Origin of the sequence: Streptomyces sp. NPDC093065 (assembly GCF_044754585.1) — a bacterium.
Classification (GTDB): Bacteria; Actinomycetota; Actinomycetes; order Streptomycetales; family Streptomycetaceae; genus Streptomyces.
The window spans coordinates 173,301-189,155 of sequence record NZ_JBIVPJ010000009.1; the positions used below are offsets into that span (position 1 = coordinate 173,301).

Consider the following 15,855-nt stretch of genomic DNA (forward strand, 5'->3'; position numbering starts at 1 on the left):
CTTGATAGCCTCGACAGGCCAGTCGAACCACATCCGTGGTCAGGGAATCCGGTGCGAATCCGGAACTGACGCGCAGCGGTGAGGGGGACGGGCGGGGCACGACGCCACTGGGAGACCGGGAAGGCGCCCCGGCCGGACGAACCCGAGTCCGAAGACCTGCTGGCACCTTCGCGCCCAGCGCGGGGGACGTCCGTAGGCCGGCTCCGCGAACGAGCCCCGACCCCAGAGGCATGCCCGTGCTCCGCACCCCCGCCCTCCTCCATACCCCGGCGCTGCTCGTCGCGTCCGCCCTGCTGCTCACCGCGTGCGGCTCCTCCGACGCGGGTGACGCGAAGCGGGAGGAGACCTCAGCCGCTGGTTACCCGGTGACCCTCGACAACTGCGGCCACAAGGTCACCCTGAAGTCGGCCCCGAAGCGGGCCGTCTCCCTCAACCAGGGCACCACCGAGATCCTGCTCTCCCTCGGCCTCGCCGACCGCATGGCCGGTACGGCGACCTGGACCGACCCGGTGATGAAGGGCCTGGAGAAGGCCAACGCCACCGTGCCGCGCCTCGCCGACAACAACCCGTCCTTCGAGAAGGTCCTGGACGCCGAACCCGACTTCGTCACCGCCTCGTTCATCTCCACCCTCGGCAAGGGCGGGGTCGCCACCCGCGAGCAGTTCGAGAAGCTGGGCGTACCCACCTACGTCTCACCCTCCGACTGCGCAGGCAAGGACAACGACAGCGGCGGCGACGGCTCGCGCAGCGAACCGCTCACCCTCGACGCCGTCTACGGCGAAATACGCGATCTCGCCCGCGCGTTCGGCGTCGAGGAGCGCGGTGAGAAGCTCGTCGCCTCGCTGAAGAAGCGGGTGAGCACGGCCACCGCCGGACTGCACGCATCCGACGTCTCCCTCATGTACTGGTTCGCCAACTCCCAGTCCCCGTACCTCGCCGGCTGCTGCGGCGCGCCGGGCGCCATCACGCGCGCGGTCGGCGCGAAGAACGCCTTCGCCGACTCCCACGACGAATGGCCCCAGATCAACTGGGAGACCGTCGCCGACCGCGACCCCGACGTCATCGTGATCGGCGACCTGACCCGCAAGCAGCAGACCGCCGAGACCGCCGCGGCCAAGATCCGCTTCCTGGAGGCGAACCCCGCCACCCGCAATCTGACCGCCGTGAAGAAGAAGCGGTACGTCCTGCTGAGCGGGCAGGCGATGAACCCGTCCATCCGCACCATCCAGGGGATCGAGAAGGTCGCAGCAGGTCTGCGCGACTTCGGCCTCGCCAAGTGAGCATCCGCTCCCTGCTGCTGACGGGCAGCGGACTGGCCGCGCTGCTCGTGTCGATCGCCGTCGCCGTGACGATCGGACCGGCGGACATCTCGACAGGGGACGTCTGGGCCGCCGTCGCGGCCCATCTCGGCCTCGGCGAGAGCACCCTGGCGCCGCTGCGGGACGGCATCGTCTGGGATCTGCGCATGCCGCGCACCCTGCTCGCCGCCGTGTGCGGGGCCGGACTCGCCGTCTGCGGCGCGGTCATGCAGTCGCTGCTGCGTAACCCGCTCGCTGACCCCTTCGTCCTCGGGGTCTCCTCCGGCGCGTCCACCGGGGCGGTCGCCGTGGTCGTGCTGGGCGTCGGCGGGGGAGCGGTGTCCCTGTCGGCGGGCGCCTTCCTGGGCGCGCTGGTCTCCTTCGCCCTGGTGCTGCTGCTCAGCCACACCCTCGGCGGCAGCACCGACCGGGTGGTCCTGTCCGGGGTGGCGGCCATGCAGCTGTTCTCCGCGCTGACCTCCTTCATCGTCCTCACCTCCGCGGACGCCGAGACCACCCGGGGCGTGCTGTTCTGGCTGCTCGGCTCGCTCACCGGCGCCGACTGGGGACAGGTACTGCTCTGCACCGTCGTCCTGACGGTGGTGCTCGTCGTCAGCCTCGGCTACGCCCGAACCCTCGACGCGTTCGCCTTCGGCGACGAAGCCGCCGCGGGACTCGGGGTCCGGGTCGCCCGCACCCGCCTGGTCCTGCTCTGCGCGACCGCGCTGCTCACCGCCGCCCTGGTCAGCTGCGCCGGAGCGATCGGATTCGTCGGCCTGGTCCTGCCGCACGCCACCCGCACCCTCACCGGCTCCGGGCACGCCCGCCTGCTGCCGGTCACCGCGCTGACCGGAGCCGTCTTCCTGGTGTGGGTGGACACCCTCGCCCGAACCGTCCTAGACCCCCAGGAGGTCCCGGTGGGCGTGGTGACGTCCCTCATTGGCGTACCGGCGTTCGTGATCGTCCTCTACCGCGGACGGGGAAGAGCATGACCAGCCTGCACGCGGACCGCGTCGTACGGCGCATCGGTGACAAGGTAGTCGTCGACGACGTCACCCTCACCCTGCGCCCCGGCGAGACGGTCGGTCTGCTCGGTCCCAACGGCTCGGGCAAGTCGACGCTGCTCAGGCTGCTGGCCGGGGTCCTCGCCCCCAGCACCGGAGTCGTGAGCCTGGACGGTCGCCCGCTCATGGACGTCGGTCGCCGCGCCACCGCCCGCCGTATCGCCACCGTCGAGCAGCACACCCACACCCAAACCGAACTGACCGTCCGGGACGTCGTCGCCCTCGGCCGCATCCCGCACCGGCGAGCCTGGACACCCCCGACCGCGGCCGACGCGGCAGCCGTCACCGAGGCTTTGCGACGCACCGGACTGACCGACCGGGCCGGCCAGTCCTGGCACACCCTCTCCGGCGGCGAACGCCAGCGCACCCAGATCGCCCGCGCCCTCGCCCAGGAACCCCGCGAACTCCTCCTCGACGAACCCACCAACCACCTCGACATCCAGCACCAGCTCGACCTCCTGGAACTCGTCGCGGCCCTGCCGGTCACCACCGTGATCGCCCTGCACGACCTCAACCTCGCCGCCATGTACTGCGACCGCCTCCTCGTCCTGCACGACGGCCGCGCGGTCACCGAGGGCACCTCCGCCGAGGTCCTCACCCCCGACCTCATCGAGCAGGTCTACGGCGTCCATACCGAGGTCACGCACGAACCCGGCCACCCCGTGATCCGCTTCCTGCGCCCAGCCGCCCGGGACGGATCTCCCCCGAAGAGGAGCGTGACGAGCGATGCCCCGACAGCACCCTGAAGCGGTCGGCACGGAGCACACCTCACCCGAACCGGCACCGTGCCGCGTTGTCGTATGCCGGGACTGCTGCTGCGGAACCCCGAAAATCACCGGCGTGGACCACGACCGGCAACTCGCGCGCCTTACCGAGCAGGTCCCGGTCCGCGTATCCGACTGCCTCGACGTATGCGAACACGCCAACGTGATCGTCGTCCAGCCCTCCGCCGTCGCACGCGCCGCAGGAGCCCGACCGGTCTGGCTCGGCCTCGTCAACGACCCTGACGCCACCGAAGACATCACCGCCTGGGTGCAGGCTGGCGGCCCTGGTGTCGCCCCCTGCCCCGACATCCTTGCCCTGTATGTCTTCACCCCGCCCCACAGGGCGATGAGCGGGTCTGTCAAACGAGCGGTGTAACTGGGGTAGTTGGGACTACTGGCGGGCTGCCGACAGGCGGCCGTCGAAGGTGATGTCGAAGGCGTTCAGCGCGGTCTTCCAGCGCATGGTCCAGCGAACCTGGCCCTTGCCCGTGGGGTCGAGGGACATGATCGCCATGTAGACGCATTTCAGGGCGGCCTGCTCGTTGGGGAAGTGTCCACGGGCCTTGACCGCCCGGCGGATCCGCGCGTTCACCGACTCGATCGCGTTGGTGGTGCAGACGATGCGGCGGATCTCGGTGTCGAACCGCAGGAACGGGGTGAACTCTTCCCAGGCGTTCTCCCACAGCTTCACGATTGCCGGATACTTCCGGCCCCAAGCGTCGGCGAACTCGGCGAACCGCTCCAGAGAGGCCTCCTCGGTCGGCGCCGTGTAGACCGGCTTCAGAAGCTTGGCGATCTTGTCCCAGTCCTGGCGGGCGGCATAGCGGAAAGAGTTCCGCAGCAGGTGCACCACGCAGGTCTGCACGATGGTCCGCGGCCAGACGGTCTCCACCGCCTCCGGCAAGCCCTTGAGCCCGTCGCAGACCAGCATCAGCACGTCGCTGACGCCGCGGTTCTTGATCTCGGTGAGGATGTGCAGCCAGTGCTTGGCGCCCTCGCCGCCGTCCCCGGCCCACAGCCCGAGGATCTCGCGCCGGCCCTCGGTGGTGACCGCCAGGGCCACGTAAATGGGCCGGTTGGCGACCGCACCGTCGCGGATCTTCACGTGGATGGCGTCGATGAAGACGACCGGATAGACCGGGTCGAGGGGCCGGCTCTGCCACTCGGCCATGCCTTCCAGCACCTTGTCGGTGATGGTGGAGATGGTCTGGCGCGAGACCTCGGCGCCATAGACCTCGGCCAGGTGGGCCTGGACTTCACCGGTGGTCAGGCCCTTCGCGGCCAGCGAGATGACCATCTCGTCGATGCCGGTCAGGCGCTTCTGCCGCTTCTTGACGATCTTCGGTTCGAACGAGCCGTCGCGGTCGCGGGGCACGGTGATCTCCACCGGGCCGACATCGGTGAGCACCGTCTTGGAGCGTTTGCCGTTGCGGGAGTTGCCGCCGTTCTTGCCCGCCGGATCGTGCTTGTCATAGCCGAGGTGATCGGTGATCTCGCCCTCCAGGGCGGACTCCAGCAGCCGCCTGGTCAGCTGCTGCAGCAGCCCGCCCTCACCCGTCAACTGCAGGCCCTCAGCCTGGGCACGACCCACCAGCTCGTCGATCAACTGGTCGTCCACCGCCTTCGCCGGCACAGCTTTCGCGGGCTCGACGGCCTCGGGTCCGGTCACGTTCTCACTGGTCATCGATGCATCCTCCATGATCGGGAGTTACACCGAACGATTTACAGTCCCACTCCCGGCACCCCGCTGTTCTGGCCGCTCAGCGTCGTGAACGAGCCCGTGTTCGCAGCGAGAAGGGAACCCGCTGGGGCGGCCGGCCTCTCGCCACCGCGGCCTGAAGATCTCGATGCTGCTCACTGGGGCAGAGGACTATCCAGCGTAGGGGTTGCCGCCGAGCCAGGTGGTGCCATCGATCAGTTCGCGTGCCGCGTCCAAGTGACCGCTGTGGCAGGCGACCTCGGTGAGCACGTGGATGAGGATGCGGCGCACGTCGGGCAGCCGCCAGGTCGGCCAGATGTCCACGGGCCACGCGGCAGGCTCCTGGTCCAGGTTGGCGGCGGCGAGCACGACGTCTGCGCGTGCGATGGCCGCCCGGTAGTCGGCGAAGACCTCCCTGGTGCTCATCCCCTCGGGGACGTACCAGTGCGCCTCCGCGCCTGCCGCGAGCTGTCCGGCCACATCCGGTTCGCCCGCGATCACTCCGGGGAACCAGAAGCGTTCGACATCCACCGTGAGGTGGCGCAGCAACGCCAGGCAGCTCCAACCGCTGGGCAGCACCGGCCGCCGCAGATCCTCCTCCGAGACCCCTTCGAGGATCCCAACGACGTGCGCGCGCTGGCTGTCCAGGGCACCCTTGAGCGCGGCGAGTTCAGCGTTCACCGAACGGCGCCCTGCGCCTGGATCTTGCTCAGCTGGGATGCCGCCCACCATGGCCTCACCCGTCGTACTTGTCATCCGCGCGCCTCCGTCAACCACAGAACATGATCTGACTCCGGCCCGGACGCTACACCGGGGGTACGACAACCCCCAGCCGATCGGCGCCACGTCGTTCTGCACCGCCTACCCGGCAAACTTTCCCGGTCACGGCACTAGGACAGCAAGCCGACCACGCCGGGGCGGCATCGGGTTCTCCATGGTGTCCCTCGCCTTCGCCCAGGCGGGCTCCATCCTCGTCCAGCGCGACCCGGGCGGCATCACCGGCGGCGAGGAGGGCAGGGCCGCCCCGGCGGACCGGCTGCCGGCCTCACTCGTCGGCATCGGCCACACCGCCAACCTCTACTGGATCGCCCTCGCCTACCTGGTCCTCGTGCTCGCCGTCGTCCACTGGGCGGTCCGCTCGCCCACCGGCCGGGTCTGGGAGGGCATCAAGGAGAACGAACGCCGGGTGGAGATGCTGGGCCTGCGCCCGTACGGCTTCAAGCTGATCGCCTTCGTCCTGGCCGGCACCCTCGCCGCGCTCGGCGGCATCGTCTACCTGCTGCTCACCGGCGGCGCCACCCCGCAGACCACCACCTCCGACTTCACCCTGTCCCTGCTGGTCATGGTGGTGCTGGGCGGCTCCGGCACCCGCTGGGGTCCGATGCTCGGCGGCATCCTCTACACCTGGGCCGACCACCGGCTCGGCGACCTGGCCGGCTCGGGCGGCGTCGCCGACCTGCCCGCCGTGCTGCGGGTGCCGCTGTCCCAGCCGCTGTTCCTGCTCGGGGCGCTGTTCGTCGCGGTGATATACCTGCTGCCCGGCGGCGTGGTCCGCCTGCCCCGGCGGCTGCGCGCCGCCCGCACCGCCCGCGCCACGACCGACCGCGAGGAGGCTCCCGCCCCGTGAGCCGGCACGTGGAGGCACGAGGTCTCGGCCGGGCCGACCGCGTACGGTCCCGGCGGCCGCCCCGGGCCCGTGTCGTCCAGCAGCCGTCCAGTATTCCGCGGGCCGCTCCTTCCGCCCGCGACCGACCGCGAGGAGGCTCCCGCCCCGTGAGTGACACCCCGAGGCACGACCCGACGCCCCGCCCCGCCGCGGGCGGTCCCGGATTCCCGGCGTACGAGGAGCTGCGGGTGCCCGTGGCCGGCGGTGAACTGGCCGTGCTGCGCTGGCCGGCCGCCGCACCGGGCGCGCCGGTGGTGCTCGCGCTGCACGGCATCACCGCCAACGGCCTGACCTGGGCCCGCGTCGCCCACCATCTCGCCGGCCGGGTCACCCTGCTCGCGCCCGACCTGCGCGGCCGGGGCGGCAGCGGCACGCTCGCCGGCCCGTACGGCATCGGGGCGCACGCCGACGACATGGCCGCCGTGGTGCGGGCGCTGGACGCCGGGCCCGTGGTCCTCACCGGGCACTCCATGGGAGCCTTCACCGCCGCCCTGACCGCCGTACGCCACCCGGACCTGCTCTCGGGCCTGCTGCTGGTGGACGGCGGAGTGGGCTTCCCCGTGCCCGCCGGGACGTCCCCGGACGAGCTGATCACCGCCGTGATCGGGCCGGCCATGCGGCGCCTGTCGATGACGTTCCCCGACCGGGCGGCCTACCGGGAGTTCTGGCAGCGCCATCCCGCCTTCGCCGGTGCCTGGTCGCCCTGGGTGGACGCCTACATCCAGCGGGACCTGGTCGGCGAGGAACCGGCGCTGCGCTCCTCGTGCCGGCTGGACGCCGTGCGCGTCGACGGCACCGACCAGCTCGGCGGCGAGGTGGCGGACGCCGTCCACCGCCTGCCCCGACCGGCCGAACTGCTGTGGGCGGAACGCGGGTTGATGGACGAGCCGCAAGGCCTGTACGACGGGCGGCGGCTCACCGCGGCCGGTGTGGACGACACGCTGCTCAAGACCACGCCCGCCCCCGGCACCAACCACTACACGATCCTCGTCGGCGACGAGGGCGCGCACCTGGTGGCACGGCGCCTGCTGGCGGCGGCGGGCGTCAGCTGAGGGACAGCAGCCGCAGCCGCAGGGCGAGTTGCAGCTCCAGCGCGTTCTCCGGGCTGTTCCAGCCGGGGCCGAGGATCGCCTGGATGCGGTCCAGGCGCTGCACCACCGTGTTGATGTGCACGTGCAGCTCCTCCTTCGCCCGCGTCAGGCTCCCGCCGCAGCCGAAGTACGCGGCCAGCGTCCGGACCAGCTGAGTGCCGCGCCGGTCGTCGTACTCCAGCAGCGGTCCGAGGGTGGCCGTGACGAAGCCCTCCACGTCGTGGTCCTCGCCCAGCAGCACCCCGAGGAAGCCGAGTTCGCCCGCGCTGGCCCCGGCCCCCCGGCGGCCGAGCACCCGCAGCGCCTGCAGACAGCGCGCGGCCTCGGCGTGGGCGTCGGCCAGGGCGCGCGGACCGGCGGCGGGCCCGGCGCCGGCCACCGTGACCGGGGCGCCGACCAGGTGGGTCAGCTGCTCGGCCGCGGCCCGGGCCGCCTCGCCCGGCGCGGTGCCGCCGGCCGGGACCAGCATGACCGTATCGGCGTGTTCCGCGCTGACGGCGCCACTGCCGAAAAGGTACTGCACGGCCGCCCCGGCCAGCCGCTCGCGCACGGCCGCGTCCGTCGAGGCGACCAGCACCAGGTGCGGGCGGTTCAGGTCGACGCCGAGGTTCCGGCCGCGCGCCACCAGGCCGGCCGGGTCGCGGTCGGGTGCGGTGAGCAGGTCGGTGACCAGGTCGCCGCGCACCCGGTTCTCGGTCTCGGCGACCGAGCGCCGCAGCAGCAGGAGCAGTGAGGTGACGACGCTGCTGCGCTCGAACAGGCGCCGGTCGGGGCCGTCCAGATCCGGCCGCCCGGACAGCACCAGGCTGCCCAGCATCTCCTGCCCGGCCAGCGCCGCGCACACCCAGCGCCCGTCGTGGACCACCGCGTGGGCGGTGGCGCGCGAGTCCTCCGCGGCGCGCACCACGGCGGCCGCGTCGGCCGCGTCGGCCGGGGTCGATCCGCCACCACCGGCGTCGCCGCCGCTCTCCTCCGCGCCGCCGTTCGTGTCCCGTGCCGTGTCCCGGCCGGCCGGTCCCATCCCGCGCGCGGTCCTCGTGAGCGGCCACCCGCCCGCGTCGAACACCGTGACGTCGCCCTGGAGCAGATCGGCGACGGCTGCGGCCACGTCGGCCACGTCCCCGCCCCGCAGCACCAGGTCGCTGAGCCGGTCGTGGGACTCCTCGGCCCGCTGCATGGCGGCCGAACGCTCCCGGATCACCGCGTTGGCCTCCGCCAACTCGGCCAGCGCGACCCGGGCGTCGGTCATCGCCTTCGCGGTGTCGATGGCGATCGCGGCGTGGTTGGCCAGCGAGCACAGCAGCGCCACCTCGTCCGGGGAGAAGGTCCGCGGCGTGCGGTCGGCGGCGAACAGGGCGCCGATCACCTTGCCGCCGCTGCCGGAGCCGAGGAGCAGGGGGACGCCGAGGATCGCGACCAGGCCCTCGTCCAGGACACCGGCGTCGATGCTGTGCGTGTGGTGGAAGCGTTCGTCCGTGCGGTAGTCCGGGGTGGCGTAGGGCCGCGCGGTCTGTGCCACCAGGCCGCCGAGCCCCTCGCCGAGCTGCAGCCGCAGGTTCTGGAACAGTACCGACACGGAGCCGTCGGTGACCCGCATGAAGGTGTCGCCCGCCTCCTCGTCGGGGAGCGTCAGGTACGCCGTGTCGGTGCCGAGCAGCATCCTGGCGCGGCGCACGATGGACCGCAGGACGGCGTCCAGGTCGCGCAGCGCCGCGAGGTCGCCCGCGGTGTCGAAGAGGGCGGTGAGTTCCGCTTCCCGGCGCTGGTGCTGGCGCAGCGCGCTGTGCACGCGCAGCGCGGCCTGGGTGGCCTGCTCGATCTCCGCGAGGTCGTCGGTGCGGGCGCCGTCGCGCCGCGCCTCGGTGGCGACGGCGCCGAAGTCCTCGGCGGGGGCGCCGGCGGCGAGGAGTTCGAGCAGACGGCGCAGGTGGGCGGCGACGGACGTGTTCTTGGGCATGGGCGGACCATTGTGAGGAAGAGGGGGAGCCCCCGCAAGCGTGGCGGCACCGAGGGGGCGGGGAGCCCGCCCCCTCGGTGCCGGATTGCCCCGGAAGGTCACCGGCGGCCACCGGAGGGTCGGGCGGACGCGGTCTCCTTCGGGCCGGCGGCCGGGCGGGCCGCCCCTGCGCCGGGTCCGGCCGGTTCGACCGCGGCCAGGTCCGTGCCGCGGGTCTCGCGGGCGGCGACCACGGCTATCACGGTGACGACGGCGGACAGCGCGACGTACACCGAGATCGGTGTGGAGGAGCCGTAGGAGCCGAGCAGCGCCGTGGCGATCAGCGGGGCCGGGGCGCCGGCCGCGACCGAGGAGAGCTGGGCGCCGATGGAGGCGCCGGTGTAGCGCATCCGGGTGGCGAACAGCTCGGAGAAGAACGCGGCCTGCGGGGCGTACATCGCGCTGTGGAAGACCAGCCCGACGGTGACCGCCAGGACCAGCGCCGGGAAGGACCTGGTGTCCAGCAGACCGAAGAAGGCCCAGGACCAGGCGCCCACGCCGATCGCGCCCACCAGGTAGACCGGCTTGCGGCCGACCCGGTCGGAGAGCGCGCCGAACAGCGGGATCAGGCAGAACTGCACGGCCGAGCCGATCAGCACCGCGTTCAGCGCCGGCTGCTTGGCGATGTCCAGGTGTTCCACGCAGTACGTCAGGACGAAGGCGGTGATCACGTAGTACGAGATGTTCTCCGCCATGCGGGCGCCCATCGCGACCAGGATGTCCCGCCAGTGGTCGCGGAGCACGGCGACGAACGGCAGCTCCTCGGCCTTGCGCTCCGCCTTGCGCCGCTCGGACTTCGCCAGCGCCTCCTTGAACAGCGGTGACTCGTCGACGGACAGCCGGATCCACATGCCGAGCATCACCAGGACGCCGGAGAGCAGGAACGGCACGCGCCAGCCCCAGGAGTTGAACGCGTCGTCGCTGAGCACGGTGGTCATCAGGGACAGCACACCGACGGCGAGCAGGTTGCCCGCGGGTGCGCCGCCCTGCGGCCAGGACGCCCAGAAGCCGCGGCGGCGGGCGTCGCCGTGCTCGGACACCAGGAGCACCGCCCCGCCCCACTCGCCGCCCAGCGCGAAGCCCTGGACCAGGCGCAGCGTGGTCAGCAGCAGCGGGGCGGCGACGCCCAGCGTGGCGTAGCCGGGGACGCAGCCGATCAGAGTGGTGGAGCCGCCCATCATCAGCAGGCTGATCACCAGGAGCTTCTTGCGTCCGAGCCGGTCGCCGAAGTGGCCGAAGACGACGGCGCCGACGGGCCGGGCGGCGAAGCCGATGGCGTAGGTGAGGAAGGAGAGCAGCGTGCCGGTCAGCGGGTCGGACTCGGGGAAGAAGACCCGGCCGAAGACGAGGGCGGCGGCGGAGCCGTAGAGGAAGTAGTCGTACCACTCGATGGTGGTGCCGACGAGGCTGGCCGCGACGACCTTGCGGAGGCCGGCCGGCCGTTTCGGGCTGCCTGGGTCGTTCACGGCGGTGTGAGCGCTGGCCATGTGTGTCACCGTCTCGGGGCGAGGAGGGTCGGATCCGCCGGGCTCGGGGGACGTCGGGGATGGTCGAGCGGGTCCGGGGAGTGGGCGGTGGGGGAGGGTGCGTGGTGGGTGGTGCCGGGTGGCGTCAGTGGGCCGTCCAGCCGCCGTCCAGCGGGAGGGAGGACCCCGTGATGTAGCCGGTGTTCTCGGCGCACAGCCACAGGGCGGCCTCGGCGACCTCGGCCGGCTCGATCAGCCGCTTGATCGCGGTGCGGTCGAGGAAGACCCGCTCGACGACTTCGCCCGCCGGAATGCCGTGGGCGAGCGCCTGGTCCGCGATCTGGTCCTCGACGAGCGGGGTGCGGACGTAGCCGGGGTTGAGGCAGTTGCTGGTGACGCCGTGCGCGGCGCCCTCCAGCGCGACCACCTTGCTGAGCCCTTCGAGGGCGTGCTTGGCCATGACGTACGCCGACTTGTAGGCGCTGGCGCGCAGGCCGTGCACCGAGGAGATGTTGACGACCCGGCCCCACTCCCGCGCGTACATGTGCGGCAGGGTGCGGCGCAGGATCCGGAACGGCGCCTCCACCATCACCCGCTGGATCAGGGCGAAGCGGTCCATCGGGAACTCGTGGACGGGGGCGACGTGCTGGAGACCGGCGTTGTTGACCACGATGTCGGCGTCGTCCGGCAGCGTATCCACGGCGTCCGGATCGGAGAGGTCGGCCACGATCGCCGTGCCGCCGGTCGCCGCGGCCACGTCCTTGGCGGGCCCGGCGGCCAGGTCGACGGCGTAGACCTCGGCGCCCGCGGCGGCCAGCGCCAGGGCACAGGCCCGGCCGATCCCGCCGGCCGCCCCGGTGACCAGGGCCTTGCGTCCGGCCAGGAACCGGGGGGTGAGGGGATTCTCGGTGCTCTCCATGGCGGAACACCGTAGGAAGGATGGGAGACCTCAGACACGTGGGCCGGTCACACAATCCCGGCCCGGCGCATGGTGTCGTCCACCATGCCGGGGTCCGTGCCGCGCCCTGCCACACGGTCCCCGTCGGCGCCATGGTCGTGACCACCACCGCGCCGCCGCCCTCCTGGCTGCCGTTGACATGTCGCGGTCATCGGAGCGGTCGTACGGTCCGCTCCCAGCAAGCCGGTTCCTCAGCGGCCCGGTGGTGTCCGCCGCCGCGTCCGCCCAGCAGTCCTCCCACCCCACCACCCACGGGAGTCACCCATGCGTTCCCTCACCCCGCGCGGCGCCCTCGGACGCTGCGCCCTGGCCGCGGCGTTCGCTCTCACCGCCGCCCTGACCACCCTCTCCCCGCTCGCCCGGCCCGCCGCCGCGGCCGACGGCCTCCGGCAGGTCACGGACTTCGGCGCCAACCCCGGCAACCTCGCCATGTACGAGTACGCGCCCGCCGACCTCCCCGACAACGCGCCGCTGGTCGTGGCGATGCACGGCTGCACCCAGTCGGCGAGCGACTACCACGCCCACTCCGGCTGGCAGAAGTTCGCCGACGCCTGGGGCTTCGCCGTGGTGTATCCGCAGACCGGTCCGGCCAACAACAGCCTGTCCTGCTTCAACTGGTTCGACCCCGCCGAGGACACCCGCGGCCGGGGCGAGGCCGCCTCGGTCGTGCAGATGGTCGAGCACGCGGCGGCACAGTACGGCACCGACCCCGACCGCGTCTTCGTCACCGGCCTCTCCGCGGGCGGCGGCATGACGGCCGACCTGCTCGCGGCCTACCCCGACGTGTTCGCGGGCGGCGCGGTCGACTCCGGCCTGCCCGCGCAGTGCGCGACGAGCCTGGCCGCCGCGTCGGGCTGCCAGTACGGCGACCAGCGGCTCACCCCGAAGCAGTGGGGCGACAAGGTCCGGGGCTCCTACCCCGGGTACACCGGCCCGTGGCCCCGGGTCGCGATCTGGCAGGGCACCGCGGACGGGACCGTCGCCCCCGTCAACGGCACCGAGCTGCGCGACCAGTGGACCGACGTCTGGGGCATCGGCCAGACCGCCTCCGGCACGCGGACCCTGCCCGGCGGCACCGCGGAGACGACCTACGACGACTCCACCGGCCGTCCCGCCGTCGCCCTCTTCTCGGTCTCCGGCATGGCCCACGGCCTCGCGGTGAGCCCCGGCCCGGGCACCGACCAGTGCGGCAGCACCGGCACGTACTACCTCGACACCATCTGCTCCAGCTACTACACCGGATTGTTCTGGGACCTGGACGGATCCCCCGACGACGGCGGCGACGCCACCCTGCCGGCCCCGGCCGGGCTCACGGTCACCGGCACGACCGACACGGGCGCGTCACTGTCCTGGAGCGCGGTGAACGGCGCCACCTCGTACGCCGTCTACCGCGACGGCACCAGGGTCGGCTCCCCGACGGGCACGTCCTTCACCGACACCGGCCTGAGCGCGGGCACCGCCTACCGCTACACGGTCGCCGCGATCGACTCCTCCGGCGCCGAGGGGGCGCGCTCGGGGGCGGTCACGGCGACGACCACGGGCGCCGCAGCCAAGTGCTACACGGCGACCAACTACCACCACGTCACCGCAGGCCGCGCCCACCAGAGCCTCGGCTACACCTACGCCAACGGCTCCGACCAGAACATGGGCCTGTACAACGTCGCCGTCACCCACACCCTGAAGGAGACGTCACCGGGGTACTTCGTGCTCGCGGACGGGGGGTGCTGACCCACCGCGCACGCTGTCCGCGCTCAGATCTGCGGGTCCACCGAACGCAGCAGTTCGAGCAGCCCCTGCGCCGGGCCCAACTGGTCGTCGGTCACCGGGTCCGGACTGAAGTGCATGAGGTCGTTGCGGAAGTTGCGGCATTCCTCCAGAGCAGCCAGGAAGTGGTCCTGGTCGATGCCCCAGCCCAGGGCGGCCCAGTTCTCCGGCTCTTTGAGCAGGTGCTTGTACGCCCCGAAGGTGAGATTGGCGGCGGAGTGCACCCGGGAGGCGCGTCCGCGCGGGACCGTCGCCCTGATGCGGTCGAGCGGAATGCACCGGTCCACCACGCGGCGCAGGCGCTGCTCGATCTCCTCGACCAGAACGAACGGGCGCACTCGCGTGCCGAACTGAAACGTGAGGTCGGCGGCGGTGATCAGACCGCACACCTTGTGGTCGGGGTCGCGGACGACGGCGTATCCGTACTGCTGGATGGCCCCGATCCAGTCGAGCAGGTCGTCCGAGCCGTTCGCCTCCTGACCGCGTACGGTCGCCGCGTGCAGGCCGGGTGCGGGGTCCGCCATTCTGGCGCGTCCGATCGACTCCCAGCTGACGACGCCCCGCAGCCGCCCGTCCGTGTCGAGTACGGGCAGCTGGCTGTACCCGCGCAGCACCATGAGCGTCGTGGCCGTGCCGAGGCTGTCGCCGACGCGTACGCACTCGGGCATCCGGTTCGCCGACTCGAGGTTGCTGACCCGGTAGGCGATGGCCCGGGTCTCGTCGTCCTCCTCGGGCAGTCGGCCGGTGAGACCGGCCGAGACGCTCGAGGGCGCCGATCCCGTTTCCGTGGCCGGACTTCCAAGGACGTCGTTCACCGTCGTCGACATTGCCTTGAAGGTGAGCCGGCTCACCGCGCTCGTCCCCGACTCGTCCGGCTCGGCGCCTCCCGCCAGCACCGCGATCCGGCTGTCGAGCGTGCCGTCGGTGAAGGGCGGGACGGTGACCAGCCCGCGCGCCTCCAGGTCGTTCTTGATCTGCTCGGTGGACGCCGGGTGGCGCCGCTGGACGCCCCATACGGCGAGGAAGTCCCGGATGGACAGGGTGAGTGGTTCCCCGTCGCCGCGCCTGCGTACCTCCTCGTACAGTTTCGCGGGCTCGGTGAGGGTCGCGGCGAACTCGTCGGCATCGGGCCGCCCCGGATCGGGCTTGCCCTCGGCCAGCGCGGCCACCCGTTCCGCCGCACCGAACCTGCTGATCTCGAAGACGGTCAGCAGCGATCCGAGGCTGTCGAGCAGGTCCGACTGAATCTCGCGCCGGTCGAGGTCCCGGACGAGCCACTCCACGCGCCGGACGTGCCGCATGCCCTCGGCGTCCGCCGAGCGGTACTCGTAGCCGCCCGTCACGCGGCCGATGGCCACCCGCGACGATTTGAGGGGGAGCACGACGAGATCGCCGGGCTGGATCTCGTGGACGAAACGGTAGAGCTGGCCGGTCCAGTTCCCGATCGTGTACGGGCCCTCGTCGGGGTAGGCGGCGGCCACGGCCGCTCTGATCTCGTCACGTGTGTCGTAGTCGGAGAGGTGGCCCAACGCGAGCCGGTCCCAGCCGACGACGAGGACGCCGTCCTCCAGGGCTGCCCGCTCGCGCTCCCCGTTCTCCCCCGCACGCACCACCCAGGCCCGCATACCGCTCCTCCCCGTGAGCACACGGCACATGATCAAGTGCCGTCGTCCGTGTGCGCTTCACCACAGCCCGTAGACTGACCGGCGGCAGGGTGGCCGAGGTGAAGGCCGTGACGAGAGCGTGGGGGTACGAGAGCGCCGATGGAGCCGCTGGACACCGAGGCCGACCCGCGCGTGGTGGGGCCGTTCGAACTGCTCGCCCGACTCGGTGCGGGCGGTATGGAAGTCGCCTACCTGGCCCGCAGGATCCCGCTGGAGGGCCTGCCCGACGAGATGGCCGCGGCCTAGCCGTCCCCGACACTCACGACCGCCGTCGCCTCGCCGTCCCCGCCGTCCGAACCCGTACGCTCCGTCATCGAACACCGCCTCCCTGGCCCAACGCCCCCGCAGGGAACGCCGTCACGCCCCGCGCTTCGTACTCGGGGAGGCATCGCGCGTACAGCGGCCCGCGTCGGTGCGTCACCACT

General features: G+C 72.2%; 13 protein-coding genes, 2 pseudogenes and 1 riboswitch. Of the genes and pseudogenes, 9 read left to right on the forward strand and 6 right to left on the reverse strand.

Going from position 1 to position 15,855, the window contains the following annotated elements:
* Positions 1-2: 2 nt before the first annotated feature.
* A riboswitch (cobalamin riboswitch) is annotated at positions 3-179 on the forward strand.
* Between the two features lie 51 nt (positions 180-230).
* From ACIQFU_RS18150 to ACIQFU_RS18165, 4 genes are read left to right on the forward strand one after another with little or no spacing between them, the layout of a single operon-like run.
* The gene (locus ACIQFU_RS18150) at positions 231-1,280 is read left to right on the forward strand and encodes an ABC transporter substrate-binding protein (RefSeq protein WP_402552601.1); all 1,050 of its coding nucleotides are present in this window, start codon (positions 231-233) and stop codon (positions 1,278-1,280) included.
* On the forward strand, positions 1,277-2,290 hold the full coding sequence (locus ACIQFU_RS18155; RefSeq protein ID WP_402552602.1) for a FecCD family ABC transporter permease: 1,014 nt from the start codon (positions 1,277-1,279) through the stop codon (positions 2,288-2,290). The genes ACIQFU_RS18150 and ACIQFU_RS18155 overlap by 4 nt, the downstream gene beginning before the upstream one ends.
* Positions 2,287-3,108 carry an ABC transporter ATP-binding protein gene (locus ACIQFU_RS18160; RefSeq protein WP_402552604.1) on the forward strand — a complete coding sequence of 274 codons (822 nt, stop codon included), beginning with the start codon at positions 2,287-2,289 and terminating at the stop codon, positions 3,106-3,108. Before ACIQFU_RS18155 ends, ACIQFU_RS18160 begins: the two co-directional genes overlap by 4 nt.
* The gene (locus ACIQFU_RS18165; protein ID WP_402552606.1) at positions 3,089-3,502 is read left to right on the forward strand and encodes a (2Fe-2S) ferredoxin domain-containing protein; all 414 of its coding nucleotides are present in this window, start codon (positions 3,089-3,091) and stop codon (positions 3,500-3,502) included. Before ACIQFU_RS18160 ends, ACIQFU_RS18165 begins: the two co-directional genes overlap by 20 nt.
* 15 nt (positions 3,503-3,517) lie before the next feature.
* On the opposite strand, the gene ACIQFU_RS18170 is transcribed toward ACIQFU_RS18165, so the two are convergent.
* Positions 3,518-4,810: an IS256 family transposase gene (locus tag ACIQFU_RS18170; protein WP_402552607.1), complete on the reverse strand. Its 1,293-nt coding sequence runs from the start codon at positions 4,808-4,810 to the stop codon at positions 3,518-3,520.
* Positions 4,811-4,863: 53 nt separating this feature from the next.
* Between ACIQFU_RS18170 and ACIQFU_RS18175 the strand changes: the two are divergent.
* Positions 4,864-4,965, forward strand: a pseudogene (locus tag ACIQFU_RS18175) (IS630 family transposase); the annotation flags it as partial.
* Between the two features lie 31 nt (positions 4,966-4,996).
* Here ACIQFU_RS18175 and ACIQFU_RS18180 read toward each other — a convergent pair.
* On the reverse strand, positions 4,997-5,506 hold the full coding sequence (locus tag ACIQFU_RS18180) for a DinB family protein (RefSeq protein ID WP_161167603.1): 510 nt from the start codon (positions 5,504-5,506) through the stop codon (positions 4,997-4,999).
* Positions 5,507-5,744: 238 nt separating this feature from the next.
* Between ACIQFU_RS18180 and ACIQFU_RS18185 the strand changes: the two are divergent.
* Together ACIQFU_RS18185 and ACIQFU_RS18190 are read left to right on the forward strand one after the other, a co-directional pair.
* Positions 5,745-6,452, forward strand: a pseudogene (locus tag ACIQFU_RS18185) (branched-chain amino acid ABC transporter permease); the annotation flags it as partial.
* A gap of 146 nt (positions 6,453-6,598) precedes the next feature.
* Complete coding sequence (locus tag ACIQFU_RS18190) at positions 6,599-7,543, forward strand: alpha/beta fold hydrolase (protein WP_402552608.1); 945 nt, start codon at positions 6,599-6,601, stop codon at positions 7,541-7,543.
* Here ACIQFU_RS18190 and ACIQFU_RS18195 read toward each other — a convergent pair.
* From ACIQFU_RS18195 to ACIQFU_RS18205, 3 genes are all read right to left on the reverse strand, one after another.
* Positions 7,536-9,539, reverse strand: coding sequence for a helix-turn-helix domain-containing protein (locus ACIQFU_RS18195; RefSeq protein ID WP_402552609.1), 2,004 nt, complete (start codon positions 9,537-9,539; stop codon positions 7,536-7,538). The genes ACIQFU_RS18190 and ACIQFU_RS18195 overlap by 8 nt on opposite strands.
* A 98-nt stretch (positions 9,540-9,637) precedes the next feature.
* Positions 9,638-11,065: an MFS transporter gene (locus tag ACIQFU_RS18200; RefSeq protein WP_402552610.1), complete on the reverse strand. Its 1,428-nt coding sequence runs from the start codon at positions 11,063-11,065 to the stop codon at positions 9,638-9,640.
* Positions 11,066-11,189: 124 nt separating this feature from the next.
* Positions 11,190-11,963: a 3-hydroxybutyrate dehydrogenase gene (locus tag ACIQFU_RS18205; protein WP_402552611.1), complete on the reverse strand. Its 774-nt coding sequence runs from the start codon at positions 11,961-11,963 to the stop codon at positions 11,190-11,192.
* 303 nt (positions 11,964-12,266) lie between these two features.
* On the opposite strand from ACIQFU_RS18205, the gene ACIQFU_RS18210 reads away from it, so the two are divergent.
* The gene (locus tag ACIQFU_RS18210) at positions 12,267-13,730 is read left to right on the forward strand and encodes a PHB depolymerase family esterase (RefSeq protein ID WP_402552612.1); all 1,464 of its coding nucleotides are present in this window, start codon (positions 12,267-12,269) and stop codon (positions 13,728-13,730) included.
* 23 nt (positions 13,731-13,753) lie between these two features.
* Here ACIQFU_RS18210 and ACIQFU_RS18215 read toward each other — a convergent pair whose 3' ends face one another.
* A complete protein-coding gene (locus tag ACIQFU_RS18215) occupies positions 13,754-15,391 on the reverse strand; it encodes a CBS domain-containing protein (RefSeq protein WP_402552614.1) in 1,638 nt (545 codons plus the stop codon).
* Positions 15,392-15,529: 138 nt separating this feature from the next.
* On the opposite strand from ACIQFU_RS18215, the gene ACIQFU_RS18220 reads away from it, so the two are divergent.
* Complete coding sequence (locus ACIQFU_RS18220) at positions 15,530-15,676, forward strand: hypothetical protein (protein ID WP_402552616.1); 147 nt, start codon at positions 15,530-15,532, stop codon at positions 15,674-15,676.
* The last annotated feature ends 179 nt before the right edge of the window (positions 15,677-15,855 follow it).

Bases quoted from the DNA above. Each gene is read 5' to 3' on its own strand.
- ACIQFU_RS18150 (WP_402552601.1), top strand. From the start codon at position 231: ATGCCCGTGCTCCGCACCCCCGCCCTCCTCCATACCCCGGCGCTGCTC.
- ACIQFU_RS18160 (WP_402552604.1), top strand. From the start codon at position 2,287: ATGACCAGCCTGCACGCGGACCGCGTCGTACGGCGCATCGGTGACAAG.
- ACIQFU_RS18165 (WP_402552606.1), top strand. From the start codon at position 3,089: ATGCCCCGACAGCACCCTGAAGCGGTCGGCACGGAGCACACCTCACCC.
- ACIQFU_RS18170 (WP_402552607.1), bottom strand. From the start codon at position 4,810: ATGACCAGTGAGAACGTGACCGGACCCGAGGCCGTCGAGCCCGCGAAA.
- ACIQFU_RS18195 (WP_402552609.1), bottom strand. From the start codon at position 9,539: ATGCCCAAGAACACGTCCGTCGCCGCCCACCTGCGCCGTCTGCTCGAA.
- ACIQFU_RS18200 (WP_402552610.1), bottom strand. From the start codon at position 11,065: ATGGCCAGCGCTCACACCGCCGTGAACGACCCAGGCAGCCCGAAACGG.
- ACIQFU_RS18205 (WP_402552611.1), bottom strand. From the start codon at position 11,963: ATGGAGAGCACCGAGAATCCCCTCACCCCCCGGTTCCTGGCCGGACGC.
- ACIQFU_RS18210 (WP_402552612.1), top strand. From the start codon at position 12,267: ATGCGTTCCCTCACCCCGCGCGGCGCCCTCGGACGCTGCGCCCTGGCC.
- ACIQFU_RS18215 (WP_402552614.1), bottom strand. From the start codon at position 15,391: ATGCGGGCCTGGGTGGTGCGTGCGGGGGAGAACGGGGAGCGCGAGCGG.
- ACIQFU_RS18220 (WP_402552616.1), top strand. From the start codon at position 15,530: ATGGAGCCGCTGGACACCGAGGCCGACCCGCGCGTGGTGGGGCCGTTC.